26 protein-coding genes are annotated in these 26362 nt (G+C 47.6%); 12 read left to right on the forward strand and 14 right to left on the reverse strand.

Going from position 1 to position 26362, the window contains the following annotated elements:
• Positions 1-108 precede the first annotated feature (108 nt).
• Complete coding sequence (gene gmd, locus KK083_RS25945) at positions 109-1236, forward strand: GDP-mannose 4,6-dehydratase (protein ID WP_254168922.1); 1128 nt, start codon at positions 109-111, stop codon at positions 1234-1236.
• Positions 1237-1387: 151 nt separating this feature from the next.
• Here the strand turns inward: gmd and KK083_RS25950 are convergent, their stop codons facing one another.
• Positions 1388-2470, reverse strand: a complete 1083-nt coding sequence (locus tag KK083_RS25950; protein ID WP_254168924.1) for a response regulator — start codon at positions 2468-2470, stop codon at positions 1388-1390.
• A gap of 591 nt (positions 2471-3061) precedes the next feature.
• On the opposite strand from KK083_RS25950, the gene KK083_RS25955 reads away from it, so the two are divergent.
• Both KK083_RS25955 and KK083_RS25960 read left to right on the forward strand, forming a co-directional pair.
• Positions 3062-5254, forward strand: coding sequence for a sensor histidine kinase (locus tag KK083_RS25955; protein ID WP_254168926.1), 2193 nt, complete (start codon positions 3062-3064; stop codon positions 5252-5254).
• Positions 5255-5276: 22 nt separating this feature from the next.
• Positions 5277-6329 carry a response regulator gene (locus KK083_RS25960; RefSeq protein ID WP_254168928.1) on the forward strand — a complete coding sequence of 351 codons (1053 nt, stop codon included), beginning with the start codon at positions 5277-5279 and terminating at the stop codon, positions 6327-6329.
• Between the two features lie 130 nt (positions 6330-6459).
• On the opposite strand, the gene KK083_RS25965 is transcribed toward KK083_RS25960, so the two are convergent.
• Together KK083_RS25965 and KK083_RS25970 are read right to left on the reverse strand one after the other, a co-directional pair.
• A complete protein-coding gene (locus KK083_RS25965) occupies positions 6460-7269 on the reverse strand; it encodes a class I SAM-dependent methyltransferase (protein WP_254168930.1) in 810 nt (269 codons plus the stop codon).
• A gap of 104 nt (positions 7270-7373) precedes the next feature.
• The gene (locus KK083_RS25970) at positions 7374-8891 is read right to left on the reverse strand and encodes a pyridoxal phosphate-dependent decarboxylase family protein (RefSeq protein ID WP_254168932.1); all 1518 of its coding nucleotides are present in this window, start codon (positions 8889-8891) and stop codon (positions 7374-7376) included.
• Between the two features lie 176 nt (positions 8892-9067).
• Between KK083_RS25970 and KK083_RS25975 the strand changes: the two genes are divergently transcribed.
• Positions 9068-9949 carry a helix-turn-helix domain-containing protein gene (locus tag KK083_RS25975; protein ID WP_254168934.1) on the forward strand — a complete coding sequence of 294 codons (882 nt, stop codon included), beginning with the start codon at positions 9068-9070 and terminating at the stop codon, positions 9947-9949.
• 32 nt (positions 9950-9981) lie between these two features.
• Here KK083_RS25975 and KK083_RS25980 read toward each other — a convergent pair whose 3' ends face one another.
• The 4 genes from KK083_RS25980 to KK083_RS25995 all read right to left on the reverse strand — a co-directional run bounded on the left by KK083_RS25980 (position 9982) and on the right by KK083_RS25995 (position 13555).
• On the reverse strand, positions 9982-10788 hold the full coding sequence (locus tag KK083_RS25980) for a hypothetical protein (protein ID WP_254168936.1): 807 nt from the start codon (positions 10786-10788) through the stop codon (positions 9982-9984).
• A gap of 125 nt (positions 10789-10913) precedes the next feature.
• Positions 10914-11429 carry a DinB family protein gene (locus KK083_RS25985; RefSeq protein ID WP_254168938.1) on the reverse strand — a complete coding sequence of 172 codons (516 nt, stop codon included), beginning with the start codon at positions 11427-11429 and terminating at the stop codon, positions 10914-10916.
• Positions 11430-11510: 81 nt separating this feature from the next.
• Entirely contained in the window at positions 11511-12086 is a 576-nt protein-coding gene (locus tag KK083_RS25990) for a Crp/Fnr family transcriptional regulator (protein WP_254168940.1), read from the reverse strand.
• Positions 12087-12205: 119 nt separating this feature from the next.
• Positions 12206-13555 carry an alpha-L-fucosidase gene (locus tag KK083_RS25995; protein WP_254168942.1) on the reverse strand — a complete coding sequence of 450 codons (1350 nt, stop codon included), beginning with the start codon at positions 13553-13555 and terminating at the stop codon, positions 12206-12208.
• Between the two features lie 277 nt (positions 13556-13832).
• On the opposite strand from KK083_RS25995, the gene KK083_RS26000 reads away from it, so the two are divergent.
• Both KK083_RS26000 and KK083_RS26005 read left to right on the forward strand, forming a co-directional pair.
• A complete protein-coding gene (locus KK083_RS26000; protein WP_254168944.1) occupies positions 13833-15044 on the forward strand; it encodes an ATP-binding protein in 1212 nt (403 codons plus the stop codon).
• The gene (locus KK083_RS26005; RefSeq protein WP_254168946.1) at positions 15020-17839 is read left to right on the forward strand and encodes an ATP-binding protein; all 2820 of its coding nucleotides are present in this window, start codon (positions 15020-15022) and stop codon (positions 17837-17839) included. Before KK083_RS26000 ends, KK083_RS26005 begins: the two co-directional genes overlap by 25 nt.
• Here the strand turns inward: KK083_RS26005 and KK083_RS26010 are convergent.
• From KK083_RS26010 to KK083_RS26025, 4 genes are all read right to left on the reverse strand, one after another.
• Complete coding sequence (locus KK083_RS26010; protein ID WP_254168948.1) at positions 17829-18410, reverse strand: class I SAM-dependent methyltransferase; 582 nt, start codon at positions 18408-18410, stop codon at positions 17829-17831. The two genes, KK083_RS26005 and KK083_RS26010, sit on opposite strands and share 11 nt — an antisense overlap.
• A 147-nt stretch (positions 18411-18557) precedes the next feature.
• A complete protein-coding gene (locus tag KK083_RS26015; RefSeq protein ID WP_254168950.1) occupies positions 18558-19115 on the reverse strand; it encodes a TIGR00645 family protein in 558 nt (185 codons plus the stop codon).
• A gap of 110 nt (positions 19116-19225) precedes the next feature.
• Positions 19226-19627 (reverse strand): hypothetical protein, encoded by a 402-nt coding sequence (locus KK083_RS26020; protein WP_254168952.1) that lies wholly within the window; start codon positions 19625-19627, stop codon positions 19226-19228.
• A 306-nt stretch (positions 19628-19933) separates the two neighbouring features.
• On the reverse strand, positions 19934-20188 hold the full coding sequence (locus KK083_RS26025) for a helix-turn-helix domain-containing protein (RefSeq protein ID WP_254168954.1): 255 nt from the start codon (positions 20186-20188) through the stop codon (positions 19934-19936).
• 166 nt (positions 20189-20354) lie between these two features.
• On the opposite strand from KK083_RS26025, the gene KK083_RS26030 reads away from it, so the two are divergent.
• Entirely contained in the window at positions 20355-20738 is a 384-nt protein-coding gene (locus tag KK083_RS26030) for a response regulator (RefSeq protein ID WP_254168956.1), read from the forward strand.
• A gap of 64 nt (positions 20739-20802) precedes the next feature.
• Positions 20803-21099, forward strand: coding sequence for a hypothetical protein (locus KK083_RS26035; RefSeq protein ID WP_254168958.1), 297 nt, complete (start codon positions 20803-20805; stop codon positions 21097-21099).
• A gap of 66 nt (positions 21100-21165) precedes the next feature.
• On the opposite strand, the gene KK083_RS26040 is transcribed toward KK083_RS26035, so the two are convergent.
• The gene (locus tag KK083_RS26040; protein ID WP_262899610.1) at positions 21166-21564 is read right to left on the reverse strand and encodes a response regulator; all 399 of its coding nucleotides are present in this window, start codon (positions 21562-21564) and stop codon (positions 21166-21168) included.
• A 147-nt stretch (positions 21565-21711) separates the two neighbouring features.
• Here KK083_RS26040 and KK083_RS26045 point away from each other — a divergent pair, with 147 nt between their 5' ends.
• Entirely contained in the window at positions 21712-22071 is a 360-nt protein-coding gene (locus tag KK083_RS26045) for a hypothetical protein (RefSeq protein ID WP_254168962.1), read from the forward strand.
• Positions 22072-22090: 19 nt separating this feature from the next.
• Here the strand turns inward: KK083_RS26045 and KK083_RS26050 are convergent, their stop codons facing one another.
• Both KK083_RS26050 and KK083_RS26055 read right to left on the reverse strand, forming a co-directional pair.
• Positions 22091-22564 carry a hypothetical protein gene (locus tag KK083_RS26050; RefSeq protein WP_254168964.1) on the reverse strand — a complete coding sequence of 158 codons (474 nt, stop codon included), beginning with the start codon at positions 22562-22564 and terminating at the stop codon, positions 22091-22093.
• Positions 22537-22902 (reverse strand): response regulator, encoded by a 366-nt coding sequence (locus KK083_RS26055; protein ID WP_254168966.1) that lies wholly within the window; start codon positions 22900-22902, stop codon positions 22537-22539. The genes KK083_RS26050 and KK083_RS26055 overlap by 28 nt, the downstream gene beginning before the upstream one ends.
• Positions 22903-23076: 174 nt before the next feature.
• Here KK083_RS26055 and KK083_RS26060 point away from each other — a divergent pair, with 174 nt between their 5' ends.
• The 3 genes from KK083_RS26060 to KK083_RS26070 all read left to right on the forward strand — a co-directional run.
• Positions 23077-24999 (forward strand): T9SS type B sorting domain-containing protein, encoded by a 1923-nt coding sequence (locus KK083_RS26060; protein WP_254168968.1) that lies wholly within the window; start codon positions 23077-23079, stop codon positions 24997-24999.
• A gap of 122 nt (positions 25000-25121) precedes the next feature.
• Positions 25122-25505, forward strand: a complete 384-nt coding sequence (locus KK083_RS26065) for a hypothetical protein (protein WP_254168970.1) — start codon at positions 25122-25124, stop codon at positions 25503-25505.
• A 102-nt stretch (positions 25506-25607) separates the two neighbouring features.
• Positions 25608-26362: TonB-dependent receptor (locus KK083_RS26070; protein WP_254168972.1), on the forward strand; the 755-nt coding region annotated here is incomplete at its 3' end.

Below are 26362 nucleotides of genomic sequence, written 5' to 3' on the forward strand. Positions count from 1 at the left end.
GCAAACACGGCGGTCAAGAATGACTACAATCATCGCAGGCAAAAATTTTCCTCATGGTCAGAAAAGGTAGCGGTCTGTAACATTGCCCTGAATCAAAACACTATCATCATGCAAGGACGAAAAACAGCTTTGATCACCGGCGTAACAGGACAGGATGGTGCTTACCTGTCGGCCTTCCTCCTGCAAAAAGGGTATATGGTGCATGGCATCAAGAGGCGCAGCTCGCTGATCAATACCGAGCGGATCGACCACCTCTACCAGGACCTCCATGAAGGCAATATTCATTTCAAGCTGCACTATGGTGACCTGACCGACGCAGGAAATATTATCCGCATCATCCAGGAAGTTCAACCCGACGAGATCTACAACCTGGCGGCAATGTCGCATGTGAAGGTGAGCTATGACATCCCCGAGTACACAGCCAACACAGACGCCCTGGGCACACTGCGCATCCTGGAGGCGATCAGGATCCTGAACCTCACTGACAAGACCAGACTTTACCAGGCATCTACTTCCGAGCTTTACGGAATGGTGCACGAGATCCCACAAAGCGAGCGTACACCTTTTTACCCGCGCTCGCCCTACGCAGCAGCCAAGCTTTACGGATACTGGATCGTTGTCAATTACAGGGAAGCGTATAGAATGTTTGCCTGCAATGGCATCCTGTTTAATCATGAGTCACCCATCCGTGGTGAGACCTTCGTTACCCGCAAGATCACCCGCGCCGTGGCCCGCATCGCCCTCGGCATGCAGGACAAGCTGTACCTTGGCAACCTGAACGCAAAACGCGACTGGGGTCATGCCAAAGATTACGTGGAAGCCATGTGGCTGATGCTGCAGCAGGATAAACCGCAGGACTTTGTGATCGCCACCGGAGAGAGTACAACGGTACGTGACTTCACCAAAATGGCGTTTGCCGAAGTGGGTATTACGCTCGAGTTTGTCGGTGAAGGAGCAGAAGAGATCGGTGTGGTGGTCGACAGCGTGAACCTCAATTATTATATCCCCCTGGGTACTGTGGTGGTTGCCGTAGACCCGCGCTATTTCCGCCTTGCAGAAGTAGACATCCTCATCGGTGATTCATCCAAAGCCCGCAAGGTGCTGAACTGGGAACCGCGAATCACGGTTAAAGAGCTTGTTAAAGAAATGGTAGAAGCCGACCTTAAATTATTCAAACGGGATAGGATTCTGCGCTCGAACGGGCATGAGGTACTCAGTACTGATGATAGATGGTGAAAAACAAGAAGCCAGGAGTCAGGAGCCAGAAGTCAGAAGAGTGTCCCCACGGTCAACGGTATGTCGTTGAAATTAGGTGTGCCATTCTGACTCCTGACTCCTGGCTTCTGACTCCTGGGCTTTTACTCCTCACTCTTTTTCATACTCGTATTTATACTCGTAAAAGTGGTGCATGACTCGGTCTCTTGTTATTCCGTTCAAGTCGTGATTTGTCGAGGATGCGGATGCCTTCACCCTGAATGTCAATAAGGCCTTCTTCCTTAAAATCGGCGAGGGTCCTGTTCAATGATTCGGTGGCGGTGCCGATCATGCTTGAAATATCTTTACGTGTGATGGTGATGACCGATTTTTTGTTGAGGATGTACAGGTCGTTGATCTTCAACAATGCGCCGGCTACGCGTTGGCGAACCGATTGGTAGGCAATGTCCAGTAAACGGCTTTCGGCTTCAATCAGGTTGAACGATAGCATTTTGATGAACATCTTGGCGATGTCTCTGCTGGAGTAGATCTTGTTCAGGAAGTCCTGCTTGGGGATGATGGCGATCTCGGAGTCTTCTCTTACCTCGGCGCTTTCGATGTGGGGCAGGTCTTCCACCAGCGAAACGTAGCCCAGGTAATCTCCGCCTTTGTGAAAACCGGTGATTAACTCTTTTCCTTCGTAGTTTACTTTGTACGTTTTCACCCTGCCTCTTACGATGTAGAAAAGATCGGAGGCAGACTGGCCTTCCATAAAGATGAACTCCTTTTTTCGGAAGAGGCGGGTATGCTGGTGCTCGAATAACTTGTGGTTCTTCAGCTCGTTGACCCGGTCCTTCAGGTGAGTCACTGACGTCATGTCGTTGGTGTAATTCGCCTTGATGTAATTGCTCTTCCGCAGTCTCACTTCGATCACTTTCAGCAGGTCAAGTCCGTAGAATGGTTTGGTGATGTAGTCATCGGCGCCCAGGTTCATGCCTGTACGCATATCAGCCTTATCGGCTTTGGCTGTGAGAAAGATAAAGGGAATGCTGGCCATATCGGGATCGCTGTTCAGGATATGGAGTACACCATACCCGTCCAGGTCAGGCATCATGATGTCACATAGGATCAGGTCGGGGTGGTGCTGCTGGGCGAGTTCGATCCCTGCCTTGCCATTGGGGGCGCTGAGCACGTTGTAATGAGCCAGGCCGAGAATGCTGCAAATGTTCTCTGACATTTCCGCATTGTCTTCGATGACTAAAATGGTGATTTTCATAAGGTCGTTGTTTGGGTTGGGTTGATTCTGGCGATAAACAAAAGAAGGGCTTTTGACCAAAAGCCTCATTTGTGAAAATCGAATTTTTATGGGATTCCTTTCTGTTGCCGAAGGGACAGATTTCAGGTGTCGATTGTGTAAATAAATGCTCATGTTTAACCGGCATTGGCATACAATCTTGTTCTGGGGTAAAGTATTTGCGGAGTGAAAGTAGTCATCAAAATCCAGTGCCAACGATGATATTTGTCATTCTTGCGCAATGATAAATATTCCGACTTCCAAACTTCTCACCGTTGTTCTTCCGGTCAATTCTTGGTTATAAACAGTGCTGCCCGCCCCGTTCGTCATGCTGGTGATAGCGCTGTGGGGTAAATTAAAGTCCTGCACGAATTTTTTGAATTGTTACTGAAGCGCAAATAAAAAATCATTGCCGTGCCTGCATTGTTTTATCGTAAAAGAAGCATGTTATCGGGGTCGTTCGCGGTATATATTTTATAGGTACCAGAATAATAAACCAAAGTAAGGAATACAGAATATAAGAGGAAGTGTGCCATATCCTTCTGGTATTGGTGTGATCACAAAAAGTGCAGAATGCTTATTACTATCCTTAACGTCATTGCCATCTTGCTTGCTTTAACCGGCATTTTGTACCTCATGCTGTTCGGGATGAGGGCGGAGTCTGCAAGAGACCGCAAGGTGATGTTTGTAATGACCATCGCTGTACTGCTTTCCTTTGCAGGCGTGATGATCTCCGTCAGGGGACTGGATAAGAAAACCCTCCTGGCGGTGGAGCTGCTTTACGCGATCACTATCTGGCTTGTTATCTTCCTGTACATCCGATTCAGCCACACGCTGGTCTCGGCAGGGTCAAAGTATAAAAAGTTTTTTGATGCATTGGTGGAAGGATGCAGCCAGGGTATTGTGATCATGAACAAGGTGGGGGAGGTGGTGGCTGCCAACGCCAAAGCAATGTTTCTGTTCGATTGTGACAAAGGAGACGAGCTGCATCACAAGCTGCAGCAATTGGTTCAAGCAGATACCGCAGATCATCCAGGTGAAGATACCCCCCGGCAGGATATGGTCTTAAAAGAGAATAAAAACAGCAAGGAAGGGCTTAAGGTGAGCAAACATCCCTTTACGTGGGAGACGGAAGAGTACGAGGTTTTGTTCGTGGAAGATACTCCCTTGCCCTCTCCGTTGTCGCAGGGCCTGGAGTGGCACCAGGAATTTCACAACGTGCTGATGGATCTCGCGCCTGTCTTTCTGCTCGCCATAGGAAGCGACGGCAGAATACTGTACATCAACAACCATGGAAAGAAGCTGCTCGGTGTAACCGAAGGTGGCCTGAATGGCAATTGGCTTGATCACATTCCCCCTGAAATACGATCGGAGGCTATGGAATTCTTTTTGAACCCCCGGGCGGCCACCGTGAGCTTTACCTGTCCCATCATTGCAGGCAACACCGAGGGGTACTGTGTGCGGTGGCGGTGGGCTGGCATGAAAGACCTTGAGAATATCGGTCATACCTATGTGTTTTCAGGCGAGGATGTAACCGCCGCCCGGAACGAACGAAACGCCATCGATGAAGAGCTTACAAAGGTGATCGGCGCCAATGAAGAACTGGAAGTGAAAGTCACCCAGCGTACGAAGGAGCTTAAAGACCTGCATCATGACCTCCATAACCAGATCAGGGAACGCAAGTACATAGAGAATGAATTATTGAACAGCCAGCGGTTATACAATACCCTGGCTTATAACTTCCCCAATGGGATCATCGGTGTTCTGAACAAGGACCTTCGGTATGTCATGCTCGACGGCAAAGAGCTGGAGCGTATGAAAGTAAAGGCCGATGACCTGATCGGCCGCAGGATCTTTGAGATCTATCCCGATGCCAACGTTTATGAGACCAAGCTCAGAAAGGCGTTCTCAGGCGAGCATGTTTCGTTCGATGTGGAGCTTTCAGGCTCGATCTATAATATAATTGCAGTTGCCTTGCCTGACATGCAGCGCGACGAGATCAAAGAGATCCTGGTCATCATCAGCAACATCACCCAATGGAAGCGGCTTGAAGAAGACCTGCACCGGGTTATCGCGAAAGAAAGGAACCTTGTTGAGCTCAAGTCGCGGTTTGTGACCATGGCGTCGCACGAGTTCAGAACGCCCCTGGGCACCATCCTGTCGTCTGTCTTCCTGCTGGAGCGATACAACGATTCGGGTTACGAAGAGAAGCGGGCCATCCACATTAACCGCATCAAAAAAACGGTGAATAACCTCACGGAAGTTTTGAACGACTTTCTTTCCATCGGCAAGCTCGAAGAGGGCAAGGTGCAGGCAATACCCCGGCAGACCAACATCGTTGAGGCGATCAAAGATGTGGTAAAAGAAATGCGGTCGTTAAAGAAACCTGACCAGCGCATCGAGTACACGGCCAGGGGACAAAGCCGCACGGTGATGGTTGATTCCCACCTGCTGCACAATACGCTGATGAACCTGATCTCCAACGCCATCAAGTATTCACCGGTGAACGGCACCGTATCGGTGATCAGCGATCTTGCCGATGATTGCCTCCTGGTTTATGTCATCGATCACGGCCTGGGAATCCTCGAAGAAGATCAGCCGCATATCTTTGAACGATTTTTCCGGTCGAGAAATGCAACCAGCATCGATGGAACGGGATTAGGCCTGCATATCGTAAAAAAGTATGTTGAGCTGATGCACGGCTCCATAGATTTTACCAGCGACGAGAACGGCACTACCTTCAAGGTGTTGATCCCTGTGGAATGAACATCACTTTTTGATGAAGGATATGAAAACTATTCTTGTCATAGAAGATAATGCTGAAATGCTCGATAACCTGGCCGGCATCCTGGAGCTGGCAAATTATAAAGTGCTCACCGCTCCCAACGGAAAAGCAGGCGTTGACATTGCTACCCGCCTGAAGCCAGACCTGATCCTTTGCGATGTGATGATGCCCGTGCTCGACGGCTATGGCGTGCTGCACATTCTCAGCAACGACCGCTCTACCCGTAATATTCCCTTTATCTTTCTTACAGCCCTGGGCGATAAAAGTGATTTCAGGCGGGGCATGCGCCTCGGTGCTGACGATTACATCATCAAACCTTTCGACGGCCTGGAGCTGCTTCAGGCCATCGAGATGCGCATCAAAAAAAAGCAGCACATCGAAGAGGCTGTAAAAGAAGGACTGATCGACCTGGACGATCTTTTCAACAACGTGCACAGGCCGGCAACGTGGGAGGGCTTTGGCGAATCGGTATCGCTGAGGGTTTATAAGAAAAAGGAGATCGCCTTCATCGAAGGCAGGCAGGCCACGGAGGTCTTCTTTATCAACAAGGGTAAAATGAAAACTTACAAGTCGAGCAAGGAGGGCAAAGAGCTGATCACGGGCTTGCACAGCACCGGTACCTTTATTGGCGTAGCCCCGTTCTTTTACAACTCCATCAATTCGGAGACCGCCATGGCGCTCGAAGATTCCGAGGTCTATGTGCTGCAGAAGGAAGAGTTCTTCAGGGCGCTTTTTGCCAACATGGACGCCGCTAAAAAACTGATGCAGGCGCTTTCATCGGCGTTGATCGAAACGCAGCGGCGTTTGCTGGAGGTAGCCTATCATACCGTACGGCAACGGGTGGCCAGCACGTTGTTGTGGATCTACGAGCGATATGGACTTGGGGAGGCAACAGCGTATGTGATCACCGAATCGCGCAAAGACCTCTCCGGCATCATTGGCACTGCCGTGGAATCACTCAACCGTACCCTCGCCGATTTCAAAGACGAAGGCCTGATCGATATCATCGATTCCGGCATCATGTTGCTGGACAAGAAAAGACTGGAGAAACTTTGAGCGGCTAGGCTCAACGGGTAGAATGCAGAAATGCAAAACGCAAAGAACGCAAAGGAGGCGCAAAGAGCGCAGAGGAATGTAGGCTCTGCGGCCCTCCGCGTTCTCTCCGCGCCCTCTGCGGTTAAGGTATTTAAACCTCAACCGTTACCCTCAGAAACGTAGCGGGGATCGATGTACCTCCGGTACCATTCTTATTCTGGGTATTGAACAATGTTTCCAGCTCGCGTTGCAGGTCGGCTGCCTTGCCGTTCTTTTCCGCAGCTTCGAAAGCATTCATGGTAGGGCCATAGTAATTTTTGAACCGCTCAACGAACTGTGCAGGCGTAAAAGATCCGTTAAAAGTGTAGGTGTCACGGGTGAAGGAGATCTTTTGCTTCGGAACACCGGCGCCACCGAAACGCTCCACTACCTGGTCTTCCACACCCCACAACATCGGGCTCACAAAACCTTCCGGGGGCGGAGGTGTATAAGCCGAGCTGATCTTCAGGATCTGTGCAACGAGCGTGGGGTCTCCCGGGATCCAGTTGCCCATCACGATCCGTCCGCCGGGACGTGTAACACGAACCATTTCTTTGGCAACGTCAAAAGGTTTGGGCGCGAACATGGCACCGAAGATACTGACGGTGAGGTCGAACGTGTGATCTTTCAGGTCCTGCAGGTTCGTGGCGTCACCTTCCTGGAACGTACAGTTTGTAAGGCCTTCCGCTTTTGCACGTTGGGTGCCGGCTTTGACCAGGTTGCTGGCTATATCGACACCTGTTACGTTGGCGCCGAGCTTTGCTGCCGGTATGGCCGTAGTACCGTCGCCACAGCCAAGGTCAAGAACATTGAGGCCTTTGGTGACCCCCAATTTAGCAACCAGTGCTGTACCACTTTCACGCATGGTTTCGGCGATGCGGGTGAAGTCACCTTTTTCCCAGAGTTGTTTGTTTGGATTCATCTTTTTTAAATTATGGTGAAGGTTTAATTGGTAGATGTGAGATATGAGATGTTTGATCGAATGCGCAGCTGTTTTTCTGAAGTCTCAGGTCTGATATCTCAAATCTATTGTCTATGGTTCATCAATTGAACGGGCGCCGAATGGTTCATCAGCTTCCGGTGGAGCTTCCGCCCCTCGTGCACAATGGTCTCGACGATCTCCACAATGTCTTTTTCCGAAGTCCTGAAATTGACGATACATCCTCTCAGGCAATATTTGCCATTAACGATGGCGTTGGATAGAAACACTTCTCCGCTTCGCTGAAGCACATTGAGTAGCGCTTCGTTGAGCGTATTCAAATATGTTTCCCTGTTATCCATCGTGTCCAATCCGAGAAGTGGAACATAGCGCAGCGTTGTGATGCTTAAATGCTGTGTGACGGCTTCCAGCTCCGAATGTTTGTCGGCGAGATGAAACAGGAGTTGCGACAGCTCGATGTTCTGCCGGATCATTTGAATGTAGCCTTTCCTGCCTGCCTGTTGCAATGCTGCCCAGATCTTTAGCGCTCTGAATCCGCGGGAGTTTTGAAAACCATATTCATGGTAGTTGTGTGGCCTGGATTCGGTGTCGTTGAAATTGTAGTAAACAGGATGCGTGCTGTAAGTTTCGATCAGCGTATTGGGATCTTTTACCAGCGTACATCCTGCTTCCAGCGGACTGTATAGCCACTTGTGTGGATCGATCGCGATGGAATCGGCATCGGCAATTCCTTCGAAAACCTTTTTGAGCTCGGGCAACGCAGCTGCCGGCGCGCCATAGGCACCATCGATGTGAAACCAAAGGTCATACGTTTTGCAAAGGGCGCTGATCGATCGCAGGTCGTCCACTGCTCCGGTGCTCACGTCGCCGGCATTGCCGATCACCATGAAGGGGTTGCAGCCGTTCTCCAGGTCGCGGGTGATCGCTTGTTCCAGCAGGTCGATCCGGATCCTGTGATGCTCGTCCTGTTCGATCCAGCGGATGCCGCCGGTGCCGATGCCGAAGAAAAAAGAAGCTTTTTCAATCCACGCATGGGTAGCTTTTGAACAATAGACGGTCATAGGTTTGCTGCTGGCGATGCCTTCTGTTTTGATCGACTTCGGTGCCTTCGCCGTTCTTGCCGCGAGAAAAGCGGTGAAGTTGGCCATGTTGCCGCCACTCACCAGGATGCCTCCGTACGAAGGGCCAACGCCAATGAATTCTCCCAGCCACCGGATGGTCTGCTGCTCGATCTCCGTTGCCATGGGACTGAGAATATTGGCACCTACATTGGGATTGACCGCCGCACCCAGCAGGTCAGCCAGCGCGCCGATGGGCGTGGCCGATGAGGTGATGTATCCGAGAAACTTCGGGTGCCCATTCAAAAGCGAATGATCGAAAAGCAGGTTCGTGGCCCTTTTGATGATCGCGTCCGCTGAAATACCGGTTTCAGGTAACGGTGCTGTTCCGAGAAATGACCGGAGCTGGTCGGCTGTTTTGGTCGTTGTAACGGGCCTTTCCTGGATCGTATCCAGAAGAAAGGCGATCCTGTCGATCAGGTGATAGCCGGCGGTCTTAAATTCTTCGGCCGTCATGCTGACAGGTGTGGTTGTTTGCTTTGACATATCAGGTCTTGATGATGAAGCAAAGCTAGGTACTTAGCGGGGGGCATGCTTTACTTATAGGTCCAGATCCATGCCTTATAGGTCCATTTGTTATATTTTGTGTTACTTTTAAGGTGTCTTTGCCCTGCTTTCAAAAGCTGGGAGCATTTTACGCCCTCATCGGGACAGACGTTTTTATGGTAAATCTTTACGACAGCGTCCTTCAGCATCCGAACTACTATCGCCAGTTCAACTGCAGCGAGTCGCTGATCACTGTCTTCAATTGCCCGTTGGAGGCCCGGCTGATGAAGTCGCGGTTTGCCGACCTCTGGAGCCAGTACAACTACCTGTTCTATGTTGTTGACGGAAGGAAGATCTGGCACACGGCGAATAAGTCTTACGACATCGGCAAGGAGACCTGTGTGTTTGTGCGGAAGGGGGCGTGGATCTTTGAGAACTTCCTGGATATCGGGTTTTGTGTGGTGCTGTTCTTTATCCCGGATGAGTTCATCCGCACTACTTTGAAGACGCGGTCAAGACCACTTCCGGGCACGACAGGCAATTTTGAGCCGGTGATGATCCTGGATAAAAGCAATGCGCTGTCGGCGTTTTTTCATTCGATCGAATCTTACTTCAGTGAGGCGCACGAGCCCGACCGCTCTTTGCTGGAACTGAAGTTCCGGGAGCTGATCCTGACCATCGCCGATAATCCGAAGAACGCAGACCTCTTGTCTTATTTCGGTTCGCTGATGAATGAGCCGCAGCATGTCTCGTTGCGGCGGATCATGGAAGAGAATTATTGTTTCAACCTCACGCTCGAGCAATACGCCACCTTATGCAACAGAAGCCTTTCTACCTTTAAAAGAGATTTTCAAAAGGTATTCAAGACCGTTCCCGGTAAATGGTTATTGGAGCAGCGGCTGAACCACGCCTGGCGTCTTTTAAATGATCATCGCAAGACCATCAGCGAAGTTACCTTCGAGAGTGGTTTCGAAAACGTATCACATTTCAGCCGCTCCTTCAAAAAACGTTTTGGCGTGCCGCCGTCGGTGACACGCCAGGTGTCCCACACCGCTTAAGGCATGGGACACGCAAAAACCTACTTAGTTGTTTAAAGGTCGGCGCCAGGATACACACTCCAGCCATAACTATCTCTCAGCTTCCGTAATTTGTTGATAGAGTATGAAGAAGGCGGGCCGATCATTTCGTTCATAGTCCCTTCGTCGTACCAGCTCATGCTGGCGCTGAATGAACCTGTGCGTGGGGTTGATACTACGGACTGGTATACGCGGCCTATGATGTGGTCCATGGCGGCCGTGCTCAGCTGCGTGCATCCCGTAAGGCGGATGGCGGTAAGCTTGTTGGTGGTGGGCACGATGACTTGTTTCAATGTGGTGAGGTCGACAAAATCAATTTCCTCGAGCAGCTTGTTATGAGAAAGGTTGATCACTTCCGGGGCTTCGGTCATAATGACCAGGTTGATGGTCTTAAGCCCGGTCAGTCCGGAGAGGTGAAGATTGCGCACGCGTACGCCATCCTGGTAAGACATGCCGTAGTATTCAATGTTCTTGATGTCGCCATCGATCTTGATGGTGTAGTTCTTAACGCGGTCGTACTGGTGACTGTATTCCTCGAGGTACGAAGTGATCGTCACTTTTTCAATGGTTCCGTCTCCCCAATTGATCGATACTTTTCCACCGCTGCCCATCATGTGAAATGAGACAGGTACGACCGGCCAGTTGGGGCCCGGTTGCGTGGTGGTGATCTCGGCAACAAAGATGTCAGGGCTATACGCGCTGGCCGAGGTTGCAAGGTCTTCGGTAAGCTCAGGGTCGCCTGGAACGATTGGTTCATCGGAGCAGCAAAACATGATCACGGCTACCAGCAGTAGCAGGAATTTTGAGAAAGTTTTTTTCATAGAGAGTTGATTTTAATTTTCAACTCACCGAACAAAAAGAGTTCCTGTGTAGAAATATGTTTGTTCGTCTGAAAAAGTATACTGTTCGATGGAATTCCTTCCTCAAGGTAAGCTGCCGCTCTACATTATTTAAATCCAAATTCAAACCGGCTATCAATCACCCTTTTCAATAGTGCGATCTGTCCGCAATGCCACAACGTGTGGTATATATTCCAGGTCAGCGCTTCACCTTTCTTTTTGGCGATGGGATGTGTCATCGGGGTGGGAACGAGGTCGTTGTCAAGATCGGCCGGCGATAAAGATCCGATCGTCTCCATGGACTGCTGCTGCAGGTAGCGCAGGTGGTTGTGAAGCGTTTCCGGATCTGTTTTGCCAACAGCGGCAGCAGGGGAGGTGTTGGTAAAAAGCCCGCCGTATCCTTTCATGGGGATCTTTTGAAGGACCTCCATCTGATGGCCTGTAATCACCATGATGGAGTGATAATAAAAGCTGACAATCAGATGCCCCGCCTGCCAGGTGATATTCGATTGAATCACGTCCGGGGTAACGTCCCATTGCGTGTAAGGGATTGTATCGAGCAGCTTGTTCGCCCAGCCATAAGCATCCGCGGTTTGCTTTGTCAGTATTTGTACTTCATTCATGGCGCCAAGCTAGGGAACCGCGAAGCGTCTTTTCGTTGATCTTGATCAATAACCCTCAAAGGGTTTTAAACCCTTTGAGGGTTAGGGCCGGTTGCTGATCTTCTTTCTGATCCTGCTGATGGTTTCGGGTTTTACGTTAAGGTAGGAGGCGATGAGGTATTGCGGTATGCGCTGCGTGAGATCCTGTCTTTCGGCTACCAGCTTTTGATACCGCTCGGCAGCGGGATCGAGCAGCATGGATTTTAACCGTTCGTGCATTCTCAGGAACAATCTTTCATTGATCTTGCGGCTCATGCTTTCGATAAAAACGTGTTCCTTTCCCAACTTCTCCAGGCTCTCTCTAGAGATGGTGTGTACGATGGTGTCTTCCAGGCAGCGGATCTCCTTTTCAGAGGGCGTGAGCGTTACAAAACTGTAATAGTCAGAAATGAAGCTGTTCTCATACGCAAACTCGAATACCGTCTCCTCGCCATTCCTGTGATACACGCATTTCATCAGCCCCTTCTCTATGAGCCCAATGGTATGACAAACTTTTCCCGTTGGCATAAAGACGTCGTTCTTGCTGAGAGATACCCTGGTGAATTGCGAAAGAAAGATCTCTGCTTCTTTTTCACTAAGATCAAACAACGTTCTGACATGCTTTTTTAGCTCCTTCACATGATCTGTTTATAATCCATAAGATGTGAAAGTAGGATTTTTTTGACGATCTGCCACCAGTAACCGTTCCACGAAAACTTCTACGCCCCAGCCGTGGACTGTCGACGGTGGACTGTGGACTATTTTTCCACGTCGATCAGCGTTTTCGCATTGGTCTGCTCGCGGAAGGTGGCATTTTCTATCTTCAGCACCACGGCATTGGGCCAGCGGCGGTTGGTGTAAAAGCGCTGGCCATTCACCACGCTTACAACCAGGCCGATAGACGTTGATTCCACGTATACTTTTGCGTCGAAGTTTTCCTGGTACTCCACCAGCTCGCTCTTGTAGCCGAGCACGCTTACCTTTGTTTTGTCATTGCCCTGCAGGTGGGTGAAGACAAAGGCCTTGCGCTCACCGAATTTCCAGTCGTCGGCACTTTGGCGCAACACGTGCGCGTAGATGTATTTGTTGTCGTTCGACTGTGTATAGAGGATGTTGTGTTCACCGATCACCGGCAACGGTTTCACTTTGTAGATCGACTCGCCATTCGCAAAATTCCAGAGGCCTACTTCCTGGAGCAGGGCCTGCTGCTCTATTTGAATTTCACCATCGGCTTTAGGCCCTACGTTGAGTAGAAAGTTTCCACCCTTGGCGCGGATGTCGATGAGCTCGTTGATGATCTCCGTTCCTGTTTTATGCGGATCGTTGGTAGGTTTGTACTGCCAGTCTGTGCCCATGGTGTAGCAGGCTTCCCAGGGCCGGGCCAACGGTTTGTCTGGGGTATTTTGTTCCGGTGTGGTCATTACATCGCGGGTGATCACCAGGTCGGGGTTGAGCTTCCAGGCGTGCTCGCGCAGGCCTTCTCCCGGGCCGTCTATGAATAGGATGTCTATCTTTCCGTAATTGGTGAACAGCTCCTGTAATTGTTTTTTGTCATACTCCATGAGCCCCGGGTTGTTCACCGGGAAGTGCTGCGGATGCTGGCGCCTGCCGATGGGTACCTTTTGTTTGTACAGGTAGTAAAAGTCTTCGGGTGAGAAGTAGACACCGATGGCGATGCCTTCTTTTCTGAAAGCGTTGATGATCTCTTTGGTAACATCGCGCCCGAACGGTGTGTTCATCACGTTGAAAGGGGTGGTTTTGGTGTCGAACATGCAGAAGCCGGAATGGTGCTTGGTGGTGAACACCATGTATTTCATGCCGGCGATCCTGGCCATCTTCGCCCACTCTTCAGGGTTGAATTTTTTTGGATTGAAAAGTGCCGGCAGCTCCCTGATGTATTTTTCAACGTACTCGTCAGACGCCCCTGCCAGGGAATGGCTGATCACCACCCCAAGCGATACATCTACGTTCCAGTGGATGAACATGCCAAACCCCAGGTCCTGGAACCAGGCAACACGGTCAGGTTTGTTGGCGGTTTGTTGCTGGCCATAGCTATGGATAGCGATTGTGAGCAGGAGCAGGCTTGCATATTTCTTCAATAATGACATATCAGGGCGCTTAAGCTGTTTTATGATCAGACGTGTTTTTTTTATCTCGTCCGTAACGATCGAATGACTTTTACCCCTTGGCTTAATAGTCTTTAACTGAAAGCAAGCCGCTTGCCCGTGACAAAGCTATTTTTTAAGACCCTGATTTTAGCTGGAAGCGCGAAAATACGCATTTATAAACGGCATAAAAGTGATAAGCTGTTGTCTTTTAGTTAGTTAAGTATTTTAAATTATACGATATTTTTATCTTAAGATATTTTTATCTTATATTAGATATATGAATCCTTACGCCTTAAACCCAACTGCCGGCACCATTCCGCCATCGCGTATTGTAGGCAGAGCTTTCGAAATTAAGACCCTTTTGCAGATACTCGAATCGCAAAGTGTATTGATCGAACAGTTTAGGAGAATGGGAAAGACTTTACTGCTTCAAAAGCTGGAACATTTCACCCGTGAAGAGGATCACAGCAACAAAGCTATTTACTTTATTCTTCAGGGCGTTAGAGATCCAACGGAGATTACCGACACATTGTTGAATACACTACGTGATCAAAGGAACTTTGCATTAGTAAAATCTTCATTTGATAAAATGAGATTGCTCTACAACGCAATTAAACCTGAAACGGTAAATATAAAAGATGTGTCGTTTAAGTTGCCGGAGTTTAAATCGAAATGGAAAGATGCACTTACGGCATGCCTTGAGGATATTGCAGACCGCAAGAGCGATTCAGGGGAAATATTGACGCTCATTCTTGATGAATTTCCCATGATGTTATGGAATTGGCTGGAGGCAGGTAAATCGAATGAAGCAATGGAATTGTTAGATGTCTTGCGAAACATAAGGCATTCCTTAAAAGAGAAAAATAATATCAGGTTCCTGATTTGTGGGTCCATAGGAATGAGCGTAGTGCTGGACCGACTGCGAAAGGACCACCACTATACAGGTGAAGCCTTCAATGATACAGCTAATTATTCAATCGAGGGCATGAGCAAGGAGGATGCTGTTTTCCTTTGCGAATGTATTCAACTCTCCGGTTTTGATTGCTTGGAAAGTAAGCACGCATTGTTTGATGAAATATGTGAGCTTACTGAAAACCTTCCCTTCTATATCAATAAGATCTTCGCCATAATGGCTCTGCAAAGCAGTTCCGAAATTTCGAGGGCCAGCATTAAGCAAGCGTATGACGCTCTTCTTCAGGAGCCCATCCATTCTGATTCGTTCAATCAATTGTATACCAGGATACAGATCTATTATTGCAAGGAAGACGCCTGGATTATGACAGGCCTTCTGGATATGCTGTGCAAGCATGAAGAGGCGGTTTCCGAAGAAGATATAACCCAGCACATTGGAGGAGAGCCTGCGGTGAAATTGGCACTTGCAACATTGACCAAGGAACATTACCTGATGCGCTCATTTGTCGGCGAAAAGAGGCACTATAAGTTCAAATATAAATTATTCCGGAAATGGTGGAAGCTGAACAAGGCGTGAACAACGGTATTGGTACCTTTTTAACTTTTGGTGCTAAGAGCGTTGACCCTCAGATACTCGAGCAATTGCTGATCGGGCGAAAGGAAGTTGTTGGCCTGCTATTCAATAATATCAATCAAATTGTTGAGAGCGGGAGCAATACAAACATTATCTTGATTGGTAAGCGAGGTTCCGGAAAAACACACATATTGAGAGTGCTCTTTCACAGAATTCAACCCTTTGTACAAGATAGAGAATTAGTAGTTGCCTATTTTGCTGAAGAGGAGTATGGTATCGACAGCTATCTGGATTTTCTTGTTCGAATTATCAATGCCTTTAAGCGATGGTATGACGATGATGCAGTTTTCCTGGAAGGTGAGCTTGAAAAAATAAGGGAAACACCCGCATCCAGACAAGAGGACCTGGCAGAACTTGTGATTGTCGATTACATAAAAGACAAGCCTCTGTTGATTTTAACAGAGAATTTTGATGCAACGCTCAGTGCCATTCAAAAAGCAGGACAGGATAAGCTTCGTGCCTTTCTGTTCAGACATAACCGCATCAGTTTTATAGCCACCTCTCAATCTTTAATACCTGATCTGCGGGTTGAGGATAAACCGTTCTACAACTACTTTTTGCCTATTGAATTAAAAACACTAAGCTACAAAGAGTCGGTTGCTTTGCTGAAGCAGCTTGCCAGTGTGGAGGACAGGCGAGACTTGCTAAAGCACTTGGAAAGCAAAGGCAGATCGCAGGTAAGGGCTATTCATGAGCTAGTAAAAGGCAATCACAGGCTATTGGTCACCTTTTACGAGTTTCTGAAGGCTGATTCATTAGCCGAACTATCGACTATCTTCATTAAAACAATGAACGATCTTAAGCCCTATTTTGAAACTTTTGTAAGGTACCTGCCCCCGCAACAACAAAAGATTATTCACTATCTGGCTTTATGTAAAGTGCCCAAGCGTGGAACCGACATCGGAAAGAACTGCTTTATATCTGATAAGTCTATTTCCAAGCAATTGAGTGAGTTGCAACGAAGAAGATTAATAGAGGGAATTCCTGACCCAGCCAGCAAACGTGATAAACTTTACGATATTTCAGAGCCACTTTTACGCATTGCCATTGAGGTGGGAGAACAGAAGCAGGGTATTACTTCATTGTTTATAGATTTTTTAGCGCTTTATTATTCGCATGACGAGCTATATGAGCAGAGGGGTAAATTCGAAAATTTATATATGCAGGAGAGAGTGCCATTGTTGAAGGAGAAATATAGATTTGAGATTGAGGCAAGGGAAAAAGCCCTCAGAATAAAAATGCAGTACTTTACTGATACTGATACTCCGACATTGGAGCAGGCGAAGACTTTATTTGATAAAAAAGACTTCATGGGCGTTATTGCGCTCTTAGAGAACGTTAAGGGAAAGGATGTCAAAGTGTTGGTGAACTTAGGGAAAAGTTATCTAATGATTGATGACTTCAAAACTGCCTTGACATGCCTGACGGAAGCATTTAAATTAGCCCCAGACTTTAATCAGTCACTGTCAATTCCAATTGGGTTTTGCTATGCCAAAGTCAAAGACCATTCGCTTGCGGTTCAGTGGCTCGAGAAAGCGGTTACTGAAAATCCCCGAAGCACTTTGGCATGGATTCATTTAGGGATCTCATATAGCGAGCTTCAGGAGTATGAAAAGAGTATTCAATGCTTACAAAGGTCGATTGAACTCGATCGAACCAATATAAAGTCTTGGTCGGAGTTGGGTGTAGCTTATCTTTTGTCTGACCAGAATGAAAATGCTGTTGCGGCATTCCAAGAAGCAAATAAACTCGACCCTAATGATGAGTTTGTTACTTATTGTCTTGCACTCAGCTATTTTGAAAATGAGCAGCATGAGAATTCAATTTCCATGTACATGAAATTGTCGGATTGGAAAAAAGATAATGATGTGTTGCTGGATATTGCTCATAGTTACTATTATTTAAAGGAGTTGAATGTGTCTATTGACTATGCGCAAATCGCGTTGAAAAAGGATCGCAAGAATTTGGAAGCTTTAAGACTGCTTGGGGCCTTGTATTCGGAACTTAACGATTATGTGAAATCGAGAAAATATTATTTAAAAGTGTTGGAGATAGAGCCGGAAAATTTTTGGGCTGTGCTTAATTTAGGGATATCTCATATGTCACTTGAAAAATATGATGATGCAAAGGTGTGTTTTTACAGGGCAGCTGAAATAAATTCTAGCGATAAGCATCCATGGCTGAATCTAGGGAGCATGTATCAATATCTAGAGCAATACGATGATGCCATAGCTTGTTATAATGAGGTGTTGAAGAGACAACCAGATGATACAGATGCTCTCTTCAACTTAGGATTTATTTATGCATTGACTAACAATCTGGAAGCAGCCCGATCAATTTTCACCGGCCTGATACCGACAAATATCAAGGATGCTATGCAGGGGATTTTAATTTTTCTTGATGAAGATCTCCCTTTTATGAAGGCATTATATTCTCAACATGCAGCGCTTTCCGGCGCTAGCGCTTATGACGCAATTAGTGAGATTGTGACTTCTTATTTAAAGGAAGATGATGTAGAGCTTGCCAGGATCATTTACCTGCAAAAGATTATTAAGGATGTCTTTGGTTCACCAGATAAGCTCACCTTTGCCTATAAATTTCTCGAGGTATATAAGGAATATGTGTATGATAAGGACGAGCATGCAATATATAAACTGCCCAGGGAACAGCGCGAATTTTTTGTAAGGGAGATACTGAAAAGAAGAGATAGAATAGAGGGCACCTCTCTCAAACCCTGACAGCATCATAGTAATGATTTTCACCCTCGTCTTCAAATTCGTTCACCAAAGATAACCCAGCTTCTGCCAGCAGCGCTTTATACCTGTCAGATCCCAGCGACACTGAACGTTGCCCCGTCATGACATCGTTCCATGCAGCCTCTACGTCCGGGGCTGTGAACAAAAATTTTCCACCGGTGCGTAAGGCTTTGGCAGCTTTCAGGATGATGCTTGCCTGCGTTTTTTCCGGCAGCAGAAATAACAATCCCCAGGCGATAATAGCATCGAACTTGCGATTAAAGAAAAGAGAATGTTCCACTGGCTCACAGGCCACAGGAGCATCGGTAAAATTCTGTTTGAAGGCATTCACCAGCGAGGGAGAGGCGTCGACCCCATAAACAGTCATGCCTTCGTCGATCAGCACTTTAGAAACAGGGATACCGGTTCCGCATCCAAGGTCTAAGACAGTAGCACCCGGTAGCAACCCCTGCGCCCACTTACGAACGGACGACGCGCCGATCCCATAGGCATTTTGTCCCCGGTAGGTTATAAATGCTGTCGCTATTTGTTCGTAACCATTGGATTGATCCATGGGGCTTCTAGGTGCAATGACACCTGTTGTTCGGCAATTAATTTATCATTTTCCCGGATACCGCCCAACACACGCCCTGGCCGCCGTTGTTGGTGTGCCGTTGTTCATGTTCTTCACCAACAACCCAACCCACCACGCCTTCATCAGCTAAGCCTTCACCCTCTTAACCTCGGCACTATTCCCCAGGATCTTCACGATCCACGTGAGCATCAACGCCGATATGATAAAGATCATGTGAATGCCGATCTCGAATCTCATGGCCTCGAAGCCATCGGTTTTTGCCTCGGAGTGAATATCGATAAAAGTTTTGAGCAGGTGCACACCTGAAATGGATGCCAGCGATGTAGACAGTTTAACTTTCAAACGGTCAGCATCCAGGTGGTCGATCCACTGGGGGCGGTCTTCTTTCTCGTCGAAGTCGATGCGCGAGGTGAAAATGGAATACCCGCCGATCACGACGATCACGAGCAGGTTCATGACCATTGAAATGTCGATCAGCCCCAGGATCCCCAGCATCACCTCGACTTCCGTAAGAACAACAACGTTCTGTGCCAGGAATACCAGCTCTTCTACGAATTTGTAAACGTACAGGCCTGCACCGATAATGAGGCCGAGATAGACAGGCGCCTGGAGCCAGCGCGCAGCGAAGACCAAATATTCGATTATCTTTTCTATGGCACGATTGGTCTGTGATAACAAGGTCATGTTTGGTAATGATTTTATATCAATTTGAATTGATTGCAATGAAAAATGAAACGAGGGCTTCTGAACAGCCTTGCGGTCATTTCAGATCAGCCGGAATTTTTAACAAAGTGTTAAGCCAATGTTGCTGATGAGGGGTGCTTCGGTGGTGGCGATACGATGGGCAGGCTCAGCGATGTGAACTGCGAAAAATATCCGTATGCATTTTTTACTGAAACGATCCTGTAAGGTTTCTCGCTGATCAGGCTGCAGGTTTTTAAGGTAAAAAGAATGATGTTGCTGGCATGGCGCTGTGTGGAATCGTCAGCCTCGTCGGTTTCGTCAATGGCGCCATGGTAATCGAGCACTACTTCCAGAACCAGCTCTACGCAGCTTTCGATCTCGTTGATGGCCATGTCTTCCGCCCCGGTGAACTGGTCGGCAGGATCGATGCTGATGTTAATAACCTGCAGGGTCATGGCTAGCACAATGACTGTCTTAGAAAACTCTTTCCGCAGGGATGCAAAAAGCTGCATGGAGGGGGTTCAAATAATCCAGGCCGCAAAATAGCGACTGAATTCCGTATTTACCTTAAATTCCTTAAATTTCGTGATTGTGAGCCTTTGGGTAAGAGAGCACAGTATGATGATGGTGCCCTTACTTGCGGAAGGTTTGAAAAATTATCTGCCTGGATGGCGTTTGCCCCCTCAGGAGCACGGTGGTTTCTTCAATTCAAATGAGGGAATTATTCCACAATAAATTATCACAGAAGATAATTGTTGAATCCTCTCCACAACTATCGTAAAAGATAATTTCACCTGGTAAAAATGATTTTACCTAAGTTAGCGTATGTGCTCATCTTCCGCTACCAGACAAAAGAACTCGTTGAGGGTCATGTTATGAATGGCCAGGATTTTAACAAGGGTTTTGATCGTGATGTTTGCTTTTCCCTTTTCAATCCTCCAGTATTGAATCTGCGGTAAATCATACTTTGAGGTGAATTCCTTTTGCGTTTCATACCCCTTTTTTATCCTGAGTTCCGCGAGCCTTTCGCCGAGAATGATCAAAACTTTTTTTAGTGATTTAGTTGACTTCATACAAAATTTATGTATTACCAGTCTCAGGGAAAATAATATGCCCGATTTCCTGGCATCATGGCATAACTTTTTCTGGTACCAACGGCTAGCCTGAATTATCATTTAGGATAATTACGGGTTTTGCACGCGATCTCTCAGAATTTTGATCAGATAACTATTTTCGTTAATGCCTGTAATAACGTGTTTGCTTGTTTCCGATGACCCCGATGATCACCAGGGGTTTTCAGAAGCATCGTCTGAAGTTGCCGAAGACGCCATCGTACTCACCATACTCGACAGTCAAAAAGCTTTGCAATTTTTAAAGACCACTTCCCATAGGTTTGATTTGATCTTTTTGGATCTGTCGATGCAGGGCATTCGTATCAATATGTTCCTGAAAAGTTTAAAGGACGATCTCCAATACCATGCAGCCAAAATAATTGTCTATGGTGAGGAGGTGGAGTTTTTCAGGATCGATGACCCTACCGGGATAGCGTTTTTCAAAAAAGATTATGAATATTCCGAGCTGAGGCATTTCCTGAAGGATTTTTTTACGCCGCGCGTTCAATAAAAAAACTGGCTATTATGTTGGCATGCAATTTTTATTGTGGCATTAGTTTAGAAAGAAACGAATTGTGCAACCTATCACTGACAATCAATTGTCTGTCCTGGAGCTGAGAAAGTTATTGCATTCTCTGAAAGACCTGCGCCCTGATATCTGCATCAGGTTCAGGCTGATGGGGGAGATGTGGCAAAGTGCCTATTTCCGCATTATCAATGTCACGGAAAAAGGCGTAGTGCTAAACGACGAAAAGTCCAATAAATTGATCTTCATCCAGGACCTTAAAAATGTTATGCAGTTTGAGCTGGAGCATTCTTTTCAACAATATCACCCACATTTCCATTATTCGATCAATTTATCACACGCCTGAATTCTACCCCACGGGTGACCGCTTCATGAATGATATTTGTTGGCGAAAGAATCAGGCACCGTGCTCCTATGGCGAATTGCGCGCCGTTTTGACGATCACATCCAGATCCTGTATTCGAAGTGGCTTGACGAAATACCTCACTACATTGCTGAATTCTGACGCGCGTTTTATATCCCTCGGATCGTCACTGCTCGAGAGCATAAAGACTGGCAGCTGAACATTCAGGGCTTGGAGCTGGCGTAAAAAATCCCACCCAGTCATAACAGGCATATTGATGTCAAGAATAATAACGGAAGCGCGAAACGTGTTGCTGGTGATCATATCGACAACCTCCAGGGGTCTTAAGTAGGTATTCACGGGAATATGCCGATAATGGTTTCTCATGATCGCTTTAAAAATGACATGAGACAATTCATCATCGTCAATTAAAGTCAGCGGTAGAAGATCGACTTTTTCGATTGTCATGCAGATCAGAATAGTGGAACATCATCACGCAAGGACTTTTTTGTAAAGTATGGTCTTTAAAACACTATTCCAAAACGTCCTGTTATCAGCGTGATGCTGGCATAATTTTTTACAAGCATGAAGCGACTATAAACTATACCTGCATCGATGAACTTTGCTGAAAAAATTAAATTTCTTATTGGCAAAAAAGTATCCGAGCCCCCCGCTTCTTTAGACTACACACCATTGGATTTTGTAAAAAACCGCAAGGCAATCTTGAAAGAGCTTGTGCTGAGCAAGCAGTCTGGAAAACTGATAGGCGTTTATTCCCGCGCGCTTGGAGAGGGAATGTTCCTGACGGGTGTCGAAGCGATCTTATCACACGGAGACGGAAAAGATGAATTGATCGTGTTTAACCGTTACGACATGAGCGGCCACCTGTTAGCACGAACCAAGGTTTCACTAAATGAAATTCACATGGTGTGTCCGTTCAATAAGACATTTCAAACACCGGCTTACTCCGCCTGAGCCGATAGAGCTCACGCATCTAAGTTCTCTGCTGGCAGATCCTCGTCTTGCTTTTTTGCTTACCGGTTTGAAAGAACTCGACCGAATAAATTTTGTCTTCTTTCCTGATCAAAAGTTTATAGATCACATCATCGGATGTCTCCGTTTTCCAGATATCGTCTATCATGTATGACCTGTAACGTCTTTTGATGGCCTGACCGACAGCCTGCGGTGCTTCCGCTAACGACATAAGCTTCGTTTCAAGGAACATGCGGGTGCCATTGCTTGCGTAAGAAGCTTTTTTGAAATGGCTCTGATGATTGAAGCTGACCAGATATTCCGTGTTCACCTTGTTCCAGGACGCGCTTGACGCACTGATGTACTCATCCATGAACTGAATTTTAACATTGTAAGGCACGTCGCCTTGCGCAAAAAGGTGGGTGGAGATCGTCAGGAGCACAAGGGTCAGGTATTGCTTCCTTGGCATTAAAGCAGGGCTCGTAATTCTGCGCATAAGGTCTCAAGATCATTAGGTTTAACAAGGTATTTTGCTGCGCCCAGGCGCATGCATTCAGTAACGTCTTTCAGGTCATTTGAAGCCGAGTATATGATCACCGGGATGCCGCTCAGCAGGGGATTGGCTTTAATGGTCTTCAAGCAATCAATACCGCTCCGTATGGGCATTGTGATGTCAAGAAAGATCAAAGCCGGTGGTTTCCCGGTTTTCAGTTTAAACAAAGCTTCTTCGTAGCCGGCGGCCGCCTCGAATTCTATTTTATAATTTACCAGCTTGAGTGCGTCCTCAAAAAGATAACGGTCCTCCTGGTCGTCTTCGATGTAAAAAACTCTCATTCTGATAAGGTGGCGTTTCAGAAAGTTGATCCTGCTTGTAAAGCACATCAGGTGGCCGTTACCCCCATAAAAGAATTGAAAAAATGTGCTTATCACCTGCCGGAAAGAAGGCTAACAACCGGTTGGTCGTTCAGGGTATAAAGTTTATAGCTTCCATGGCATATGAGGGCGGTGATGTGGTTGGGTCTATTAGTATTGCTTCAGGCGGCAATTCCGGCGCCTGAGAAGATCGTGATCAAGAGCCAGCGGGAATTGCAGGTCGTTCAGGGAAAGTCAATTACGGTCGGGTTGAATGATATTACGGTCGAGGCCGATCCAGAACTCGGTTACCCAAACGGGTTTTACCTCGAGATCGATGATAAAGATGATAAGGGCGACAAAGGAAAATATGACGTCAGCGGGTCAACAATCACTCCGGCCGCTGATTTTACGGGTAAACTGAAAGTAAAGATCCGCGTCACCAATGGAAAAGTGAAAAGCCACAAGTTCGACCTTCAGATCGATGTGATCAAAGCGGGTGCAGACGACGGCGATGATAGCGGAGATGATCCCGGAGATGATGATGACGACGATGATGACGATGGGGACAATGATACCAATGTGAAACCGACCATTGTCAGTCAGGTGCCCGTTGCGATCAACAAGAACCAAAGTTTTACCATCCGGTTAAGTCACCTGGTGGTCAGCGATCCTGACAACGATTACCCTGATGATTTTCGTCTCAAGGTGGAGGCAGGCGGCAATTATAAAGTCACCGATGCAGTTGTTACCCCAGGTGAGAACTTCGTGGGAGCACTTGCAGTGAGGGTCAGGGTGAACGATGGAAAAGCGAATAGTGACGCATTCGATTTTAAGATCACTGTAAATGACATCGTGGCGCCAAATGTAAAGCCGGTGATCACGGCACAGGCACCACTGTCAACGTTCAAAAACGAGTCGGTCACCCTGAAGCTAACGGATCTCTCTGTTACGGACCCTGACAATCAATACCCTGCTGACTTTACCCTCACGGTAATGCCTGGTACAAATTATACGGTGTCTGGTCATGCCATCACACCATCGGCCGAATTCATGGGTATGCTGTTCGTTAAGGTTAAAGTCAATGATGGAAAGGATGACAGTAATGTGTTTGATGCAAGGGTTAGTGTGTTGGAAAGAGGAACGCTGCAGATCCTCGGTCAGAACCCGATTACGATCAGTGAAGATTCAGCCTATACATTCCGATTGTCTGATCTGAACGTCAGCGATCCATCCGATTCTTATCCAGATGGATTCAGGCTGTCAATTGTCGATGGCGATAATTACGCTGTTGAAGGGCAAACCATCAGGCCAGATGCTGATTTCCATGGCAACCTGGCTGTCAGGGTGAAAGTTGTTAAAGGCGCGGCATCCAGCAATGTATTTGAGGCGCTGGTCATTGTTGTGCCCGTCAACGATCCGCCGGCGTTTGCTACGTTCGACACGGCGCCGATCGTGATCACACCATTGGCTCAAAATGCAATTTCAAAAGAGGTCACAACGGCCGATGTAGATAACGAAAGCCTGACCTTCGCCGAAGCCGAGCTCGATTCCGCCAGCATGTTAACGTACCTGGGAAATGTGAGCACCAGCAATGTTCGCGGCATCTTTGATCAAAAGAACGGGGTCCTGGTACTGCTGGGCGAGGCGTCATTAGAAGAGTATGACAAAGTGTTGCAAAGCATTACCTACACCACCACTGACTCCACACGCAAAACGCAGAAGGTCCGGTTCAGGTTGAATGATGGCCATGCTTACAGTAAATGGTATGAAAAAACGCTGACCATGTCAGATTCAGAGCTGGCGCTCGATATTCCCACAGCATTCACGCCGAACAACGACAACGCGAATGATACCTGGGTAATTACCCTGCTGAAAACCGATTCGCGGGCGCAACTTGACCTGAAGGTCTACAACAGGCAGGGCGTGCTCTTGTTTGAATCTGATTCCTTCGAACGCTCATGGGACGGCAGACTTAACGGAGAATTGTTGCCCGCCGACAGTTATTTTTTCACGCTCGAGGTAAAGACGGAATACAGGGAAGCGAGAAGAAAGGGCATCGTGACGCTGCTTCGGTAAGGCGTTTGTGATCTTCTGGCGGGGCAATAGCGCTTTATACAGCCCATTCCTGGGATAAAATCATACAAATTTGTGCGCTTCCGCATGTCTGTCAGCCTGAAATGTTATAGCTTGCGGTCACAATGAGAAGAATTATCAGTCTTGTGATCCTGTGCAGTATGATGCTGCACTGTGCCAGCAGGCTCGGTATTCTCTCGTATCTTTACCAGGAGCGTCATTCGATAGCCCATGCCGTGGGCCTTATCCAGGAGATCCCCATTGCCCTTTGTAGCAGCGACTATGATTTTAACCAGGGGCTCACCATTCAGCACAACGACGATGCTGACAAGATGCCGGTAACCTTCGGCCATGCGCACGAGATCACCCTTTTCGCACCCGACAACGAATTTGACAATACCTGCTATTCACATCACTATCTGGCTGGTACCCTAAATCAGCCGCCTTACCTCGCAACGATTTCGCCAAGTCCCCACTTTAAGATCTTCCAGCCACCGAAGCTCGCATAAGCCCATCCTCATACGGAACCCGCCGAACTTTAAACTTCAAACTTTAAACTTTGGCCTCCGTGTGGCAGTATTTTTTAATTCTATTCACTGAACATTCGGCTTATGAAACTATTGATAGCAGGTGTGCTATTCATACTAACACACATCACCTATTCACAAACATCCGTCAAAGGCAGGGTATTCGATGGCGAGACCAAAGAACCCCTCGCAGGCGTGAGCATCCTGGTTCAAAATGCACAAACGGGAATCACCACGGCATCAGACGGAACCTTTACGATCACCAGCGCTCAGCCTCTTGACAGCCTTGAGGTCCGTTATATCGGTTACCAGTCGCAGAAGATAAAGGCACATCCTGGAGAACCGCTCAACATCGGACTTGTTGCTTCCGTCACCACCATGAAAGAAGTTGTGGTGACCGCCAGCCGCGATGAGCAACTGAGGACTGATGCTCCGATGGCGATCAATAAACTGTCGCCCACCACCCTCAGCGACGCCAAGCCCACGCTCATTGTTGAGCTTATCAACAAAGTGCCGGGGGTGGCCATGCTTAACTACAACAACGAGCAGCACGCCATGGCTATCCGACAGCCCATGGGCACCAACGCCTATTTTTTGTATATGGAAGACGGCATCCCGCTTCGGCCGATGGGTGTATTCAATCATAATGCGCTGATCGAGATGAATATTCTTGCCATCTCCAATATCGAAGTGGTAAAAGGCCCGGCATCGTCGTTATACGGGCCGGAAGCTGTGGGCGGTGTGATCAACTTTATTTCACAGAAGCCTACCGCCGTGCCTACCGCGCGCGTGGGCTTGCAGTTTGATAATTTCGGTTACAAACGCGTGCAGTATGGGGC

The sequence above is a fragment of the Chryseosolibacter histidinae genome (assembly GCF_018598225.1).
Taxonomy (GTDB): domain Bacteria; phylum Bacteroidota; class Bacteroidia; order Cytophagales; family Cyclobacteriaceae; genus Chryseosolibacter; species Chryseosolibacter histidini.

Coding starts and splice junctions, on each gene's coding strand:
- gmd (WP_254168922.1), top strand. CDS start 109: ATGCAAGGACGAAAAACAGCTTTGATCACCGGCGTAACAGGACAGGAT.
- KK083_RS25950 (WP_254168924.1), bottom strand. CDS start 2,470: ATGAAAATCACCATTTTAGTCATCGAAGACAATGCGGAAATGTCAGAG.
- KK083_RS25955 (WP_254168926.1), top strand. CDS start 3,062: ATGCTTATTACTATCCTTAACGTCATTGCCATCTTGCTTGCTTTAACC.
- KK083_RS25960 (WP_254168928.1), top strand. CDS start 5,277: ATGAAAACTATTCTTGTCATAGAAGATAATGCTGAAATGCTCGATAAC.
- KK083_RS25965 (WP_254168930.1), bottom strand. CDS start 7,269: ATGAATCCAAACAAACAACTCTGGGAAAAAGGTGACTTCACCCGCATC.
- KK083_RS25970 (WP_254168932.1), bottom strand. CDS start 8,891: ATGTCAAAGCAAACAACCACACCTGTCAGCATGACGGCCGAAGAATTT.
- KK083_RS25975 (WP_254168934.1), top strand. CDS start 9,068: ATGGTAAATCTTTACGACAGCGTCCTTCAGCATCCGAACTACTATCGC.
- KK083_RS25980 (WP_254168936.1), bottom strand. CDS start 10,788: ATGAAAAAAACTTTCTCAAAATTCCTGCTACTGCTGGTAGCCGTGATC.
- KK083_RS25985 (WP_254168938.1), bottom strand. CDS start 11,429: ATGAATGAAGTACAAATACTGACAAAGCAAACCGCGGATGCTTATGGC.
- KK083_RS25995 (WP_254168942.1), bottom strand. CDS start 13,555: ATGTCATTATTGAAGAAATATGCAAGCCTGCTCCTGCTCACAATCGCT.
- KK083_RS26000 (WP_254168944.1), top strand. CDS start 13,833: ATGAATCCTTACGCCTTAAACCCAACTGCCGGCACCATTCCGCCATCG.
- KK083_RS26005 (WP_254168946.1), top strand. CDS start 15,020: ATGGTGGAAGCTGAACAAGGCGTGAACAACGGTATTGGTACCTTTTTA.
- KK083_RS26010 (WP_254168948.1), bottom strand. CDS start 18,410: ATGGATCAATCCAATGGTTACGAACAAATAGCGACAGCATTTATAACC.
- KK083_RS26015 (WP_254168950.1), bottom strand. CDS start 19,115: ATGACCTTGTTATCACAGACCAATCGTGCCATAGAAAAGATAATCGAA.
- KK083_RS26020 (WP_254168952.1), bottom strand. CDS start 19,627: ATGCAGCTTTTTGCATCCCTGCGGAAAGAGTTTTCTAAGACAGTCATT.
- KK083_RS26025 (WP_254168954.1), bottom strand. CDS start 20,188: ATGAAGTCAACTAAATCACTAAAAAAAGTTTTGATCATTCTCGGCGAA.
- KK083_RS26030 (WP_254168956.1), top strand. CDS start 20,355: ATGCCTGTAATAACGTGTTTGCTTGTTTCCGATGACCCCGATGATCAC.
- KK083_RS26040 (WP_262899610.1), bottom strand. CDS start 21,564: ATGACAATCGAAAAAGTCGATCTTCTACCGCTGACTTTAATTGACGAT.
- KK083_RS26045 (WP_254168962.1), top strand. CDS start 21,712: ATGAACTTTGCTGAAAAAATTAAATTTCTTATTGGCAAAAAAGTATCC.
- KK083_RS26050 (WP_254168964.1), bottom strand. CDS start 22,564: ATGCGCAGAATTACGAGCCCTGCTTTAATGCCAAGGAAGCAATACCTG.
- KK083_RS26055 (WP_254168966.1), bottom strand. CDS start 22,902: ATGAGAGTTTTTTACATCGAAGACGACCAGGAGGACCGTTATCTTTTT.
- KK083_RS26060 (WP_254168968.1), top strand. CDS start 23,077: ATGTGGTTGGGTCTATTAGTATTGCTTCAGGCGGCAATTCCGGCGCCT.
- KK083_RS26065 (WP_254168970.1), top strand. CDS start 25,122: ATGAGAAGAATTATCAGTCTTGTGATCCTGTGCAGTATGATGCTGCAC.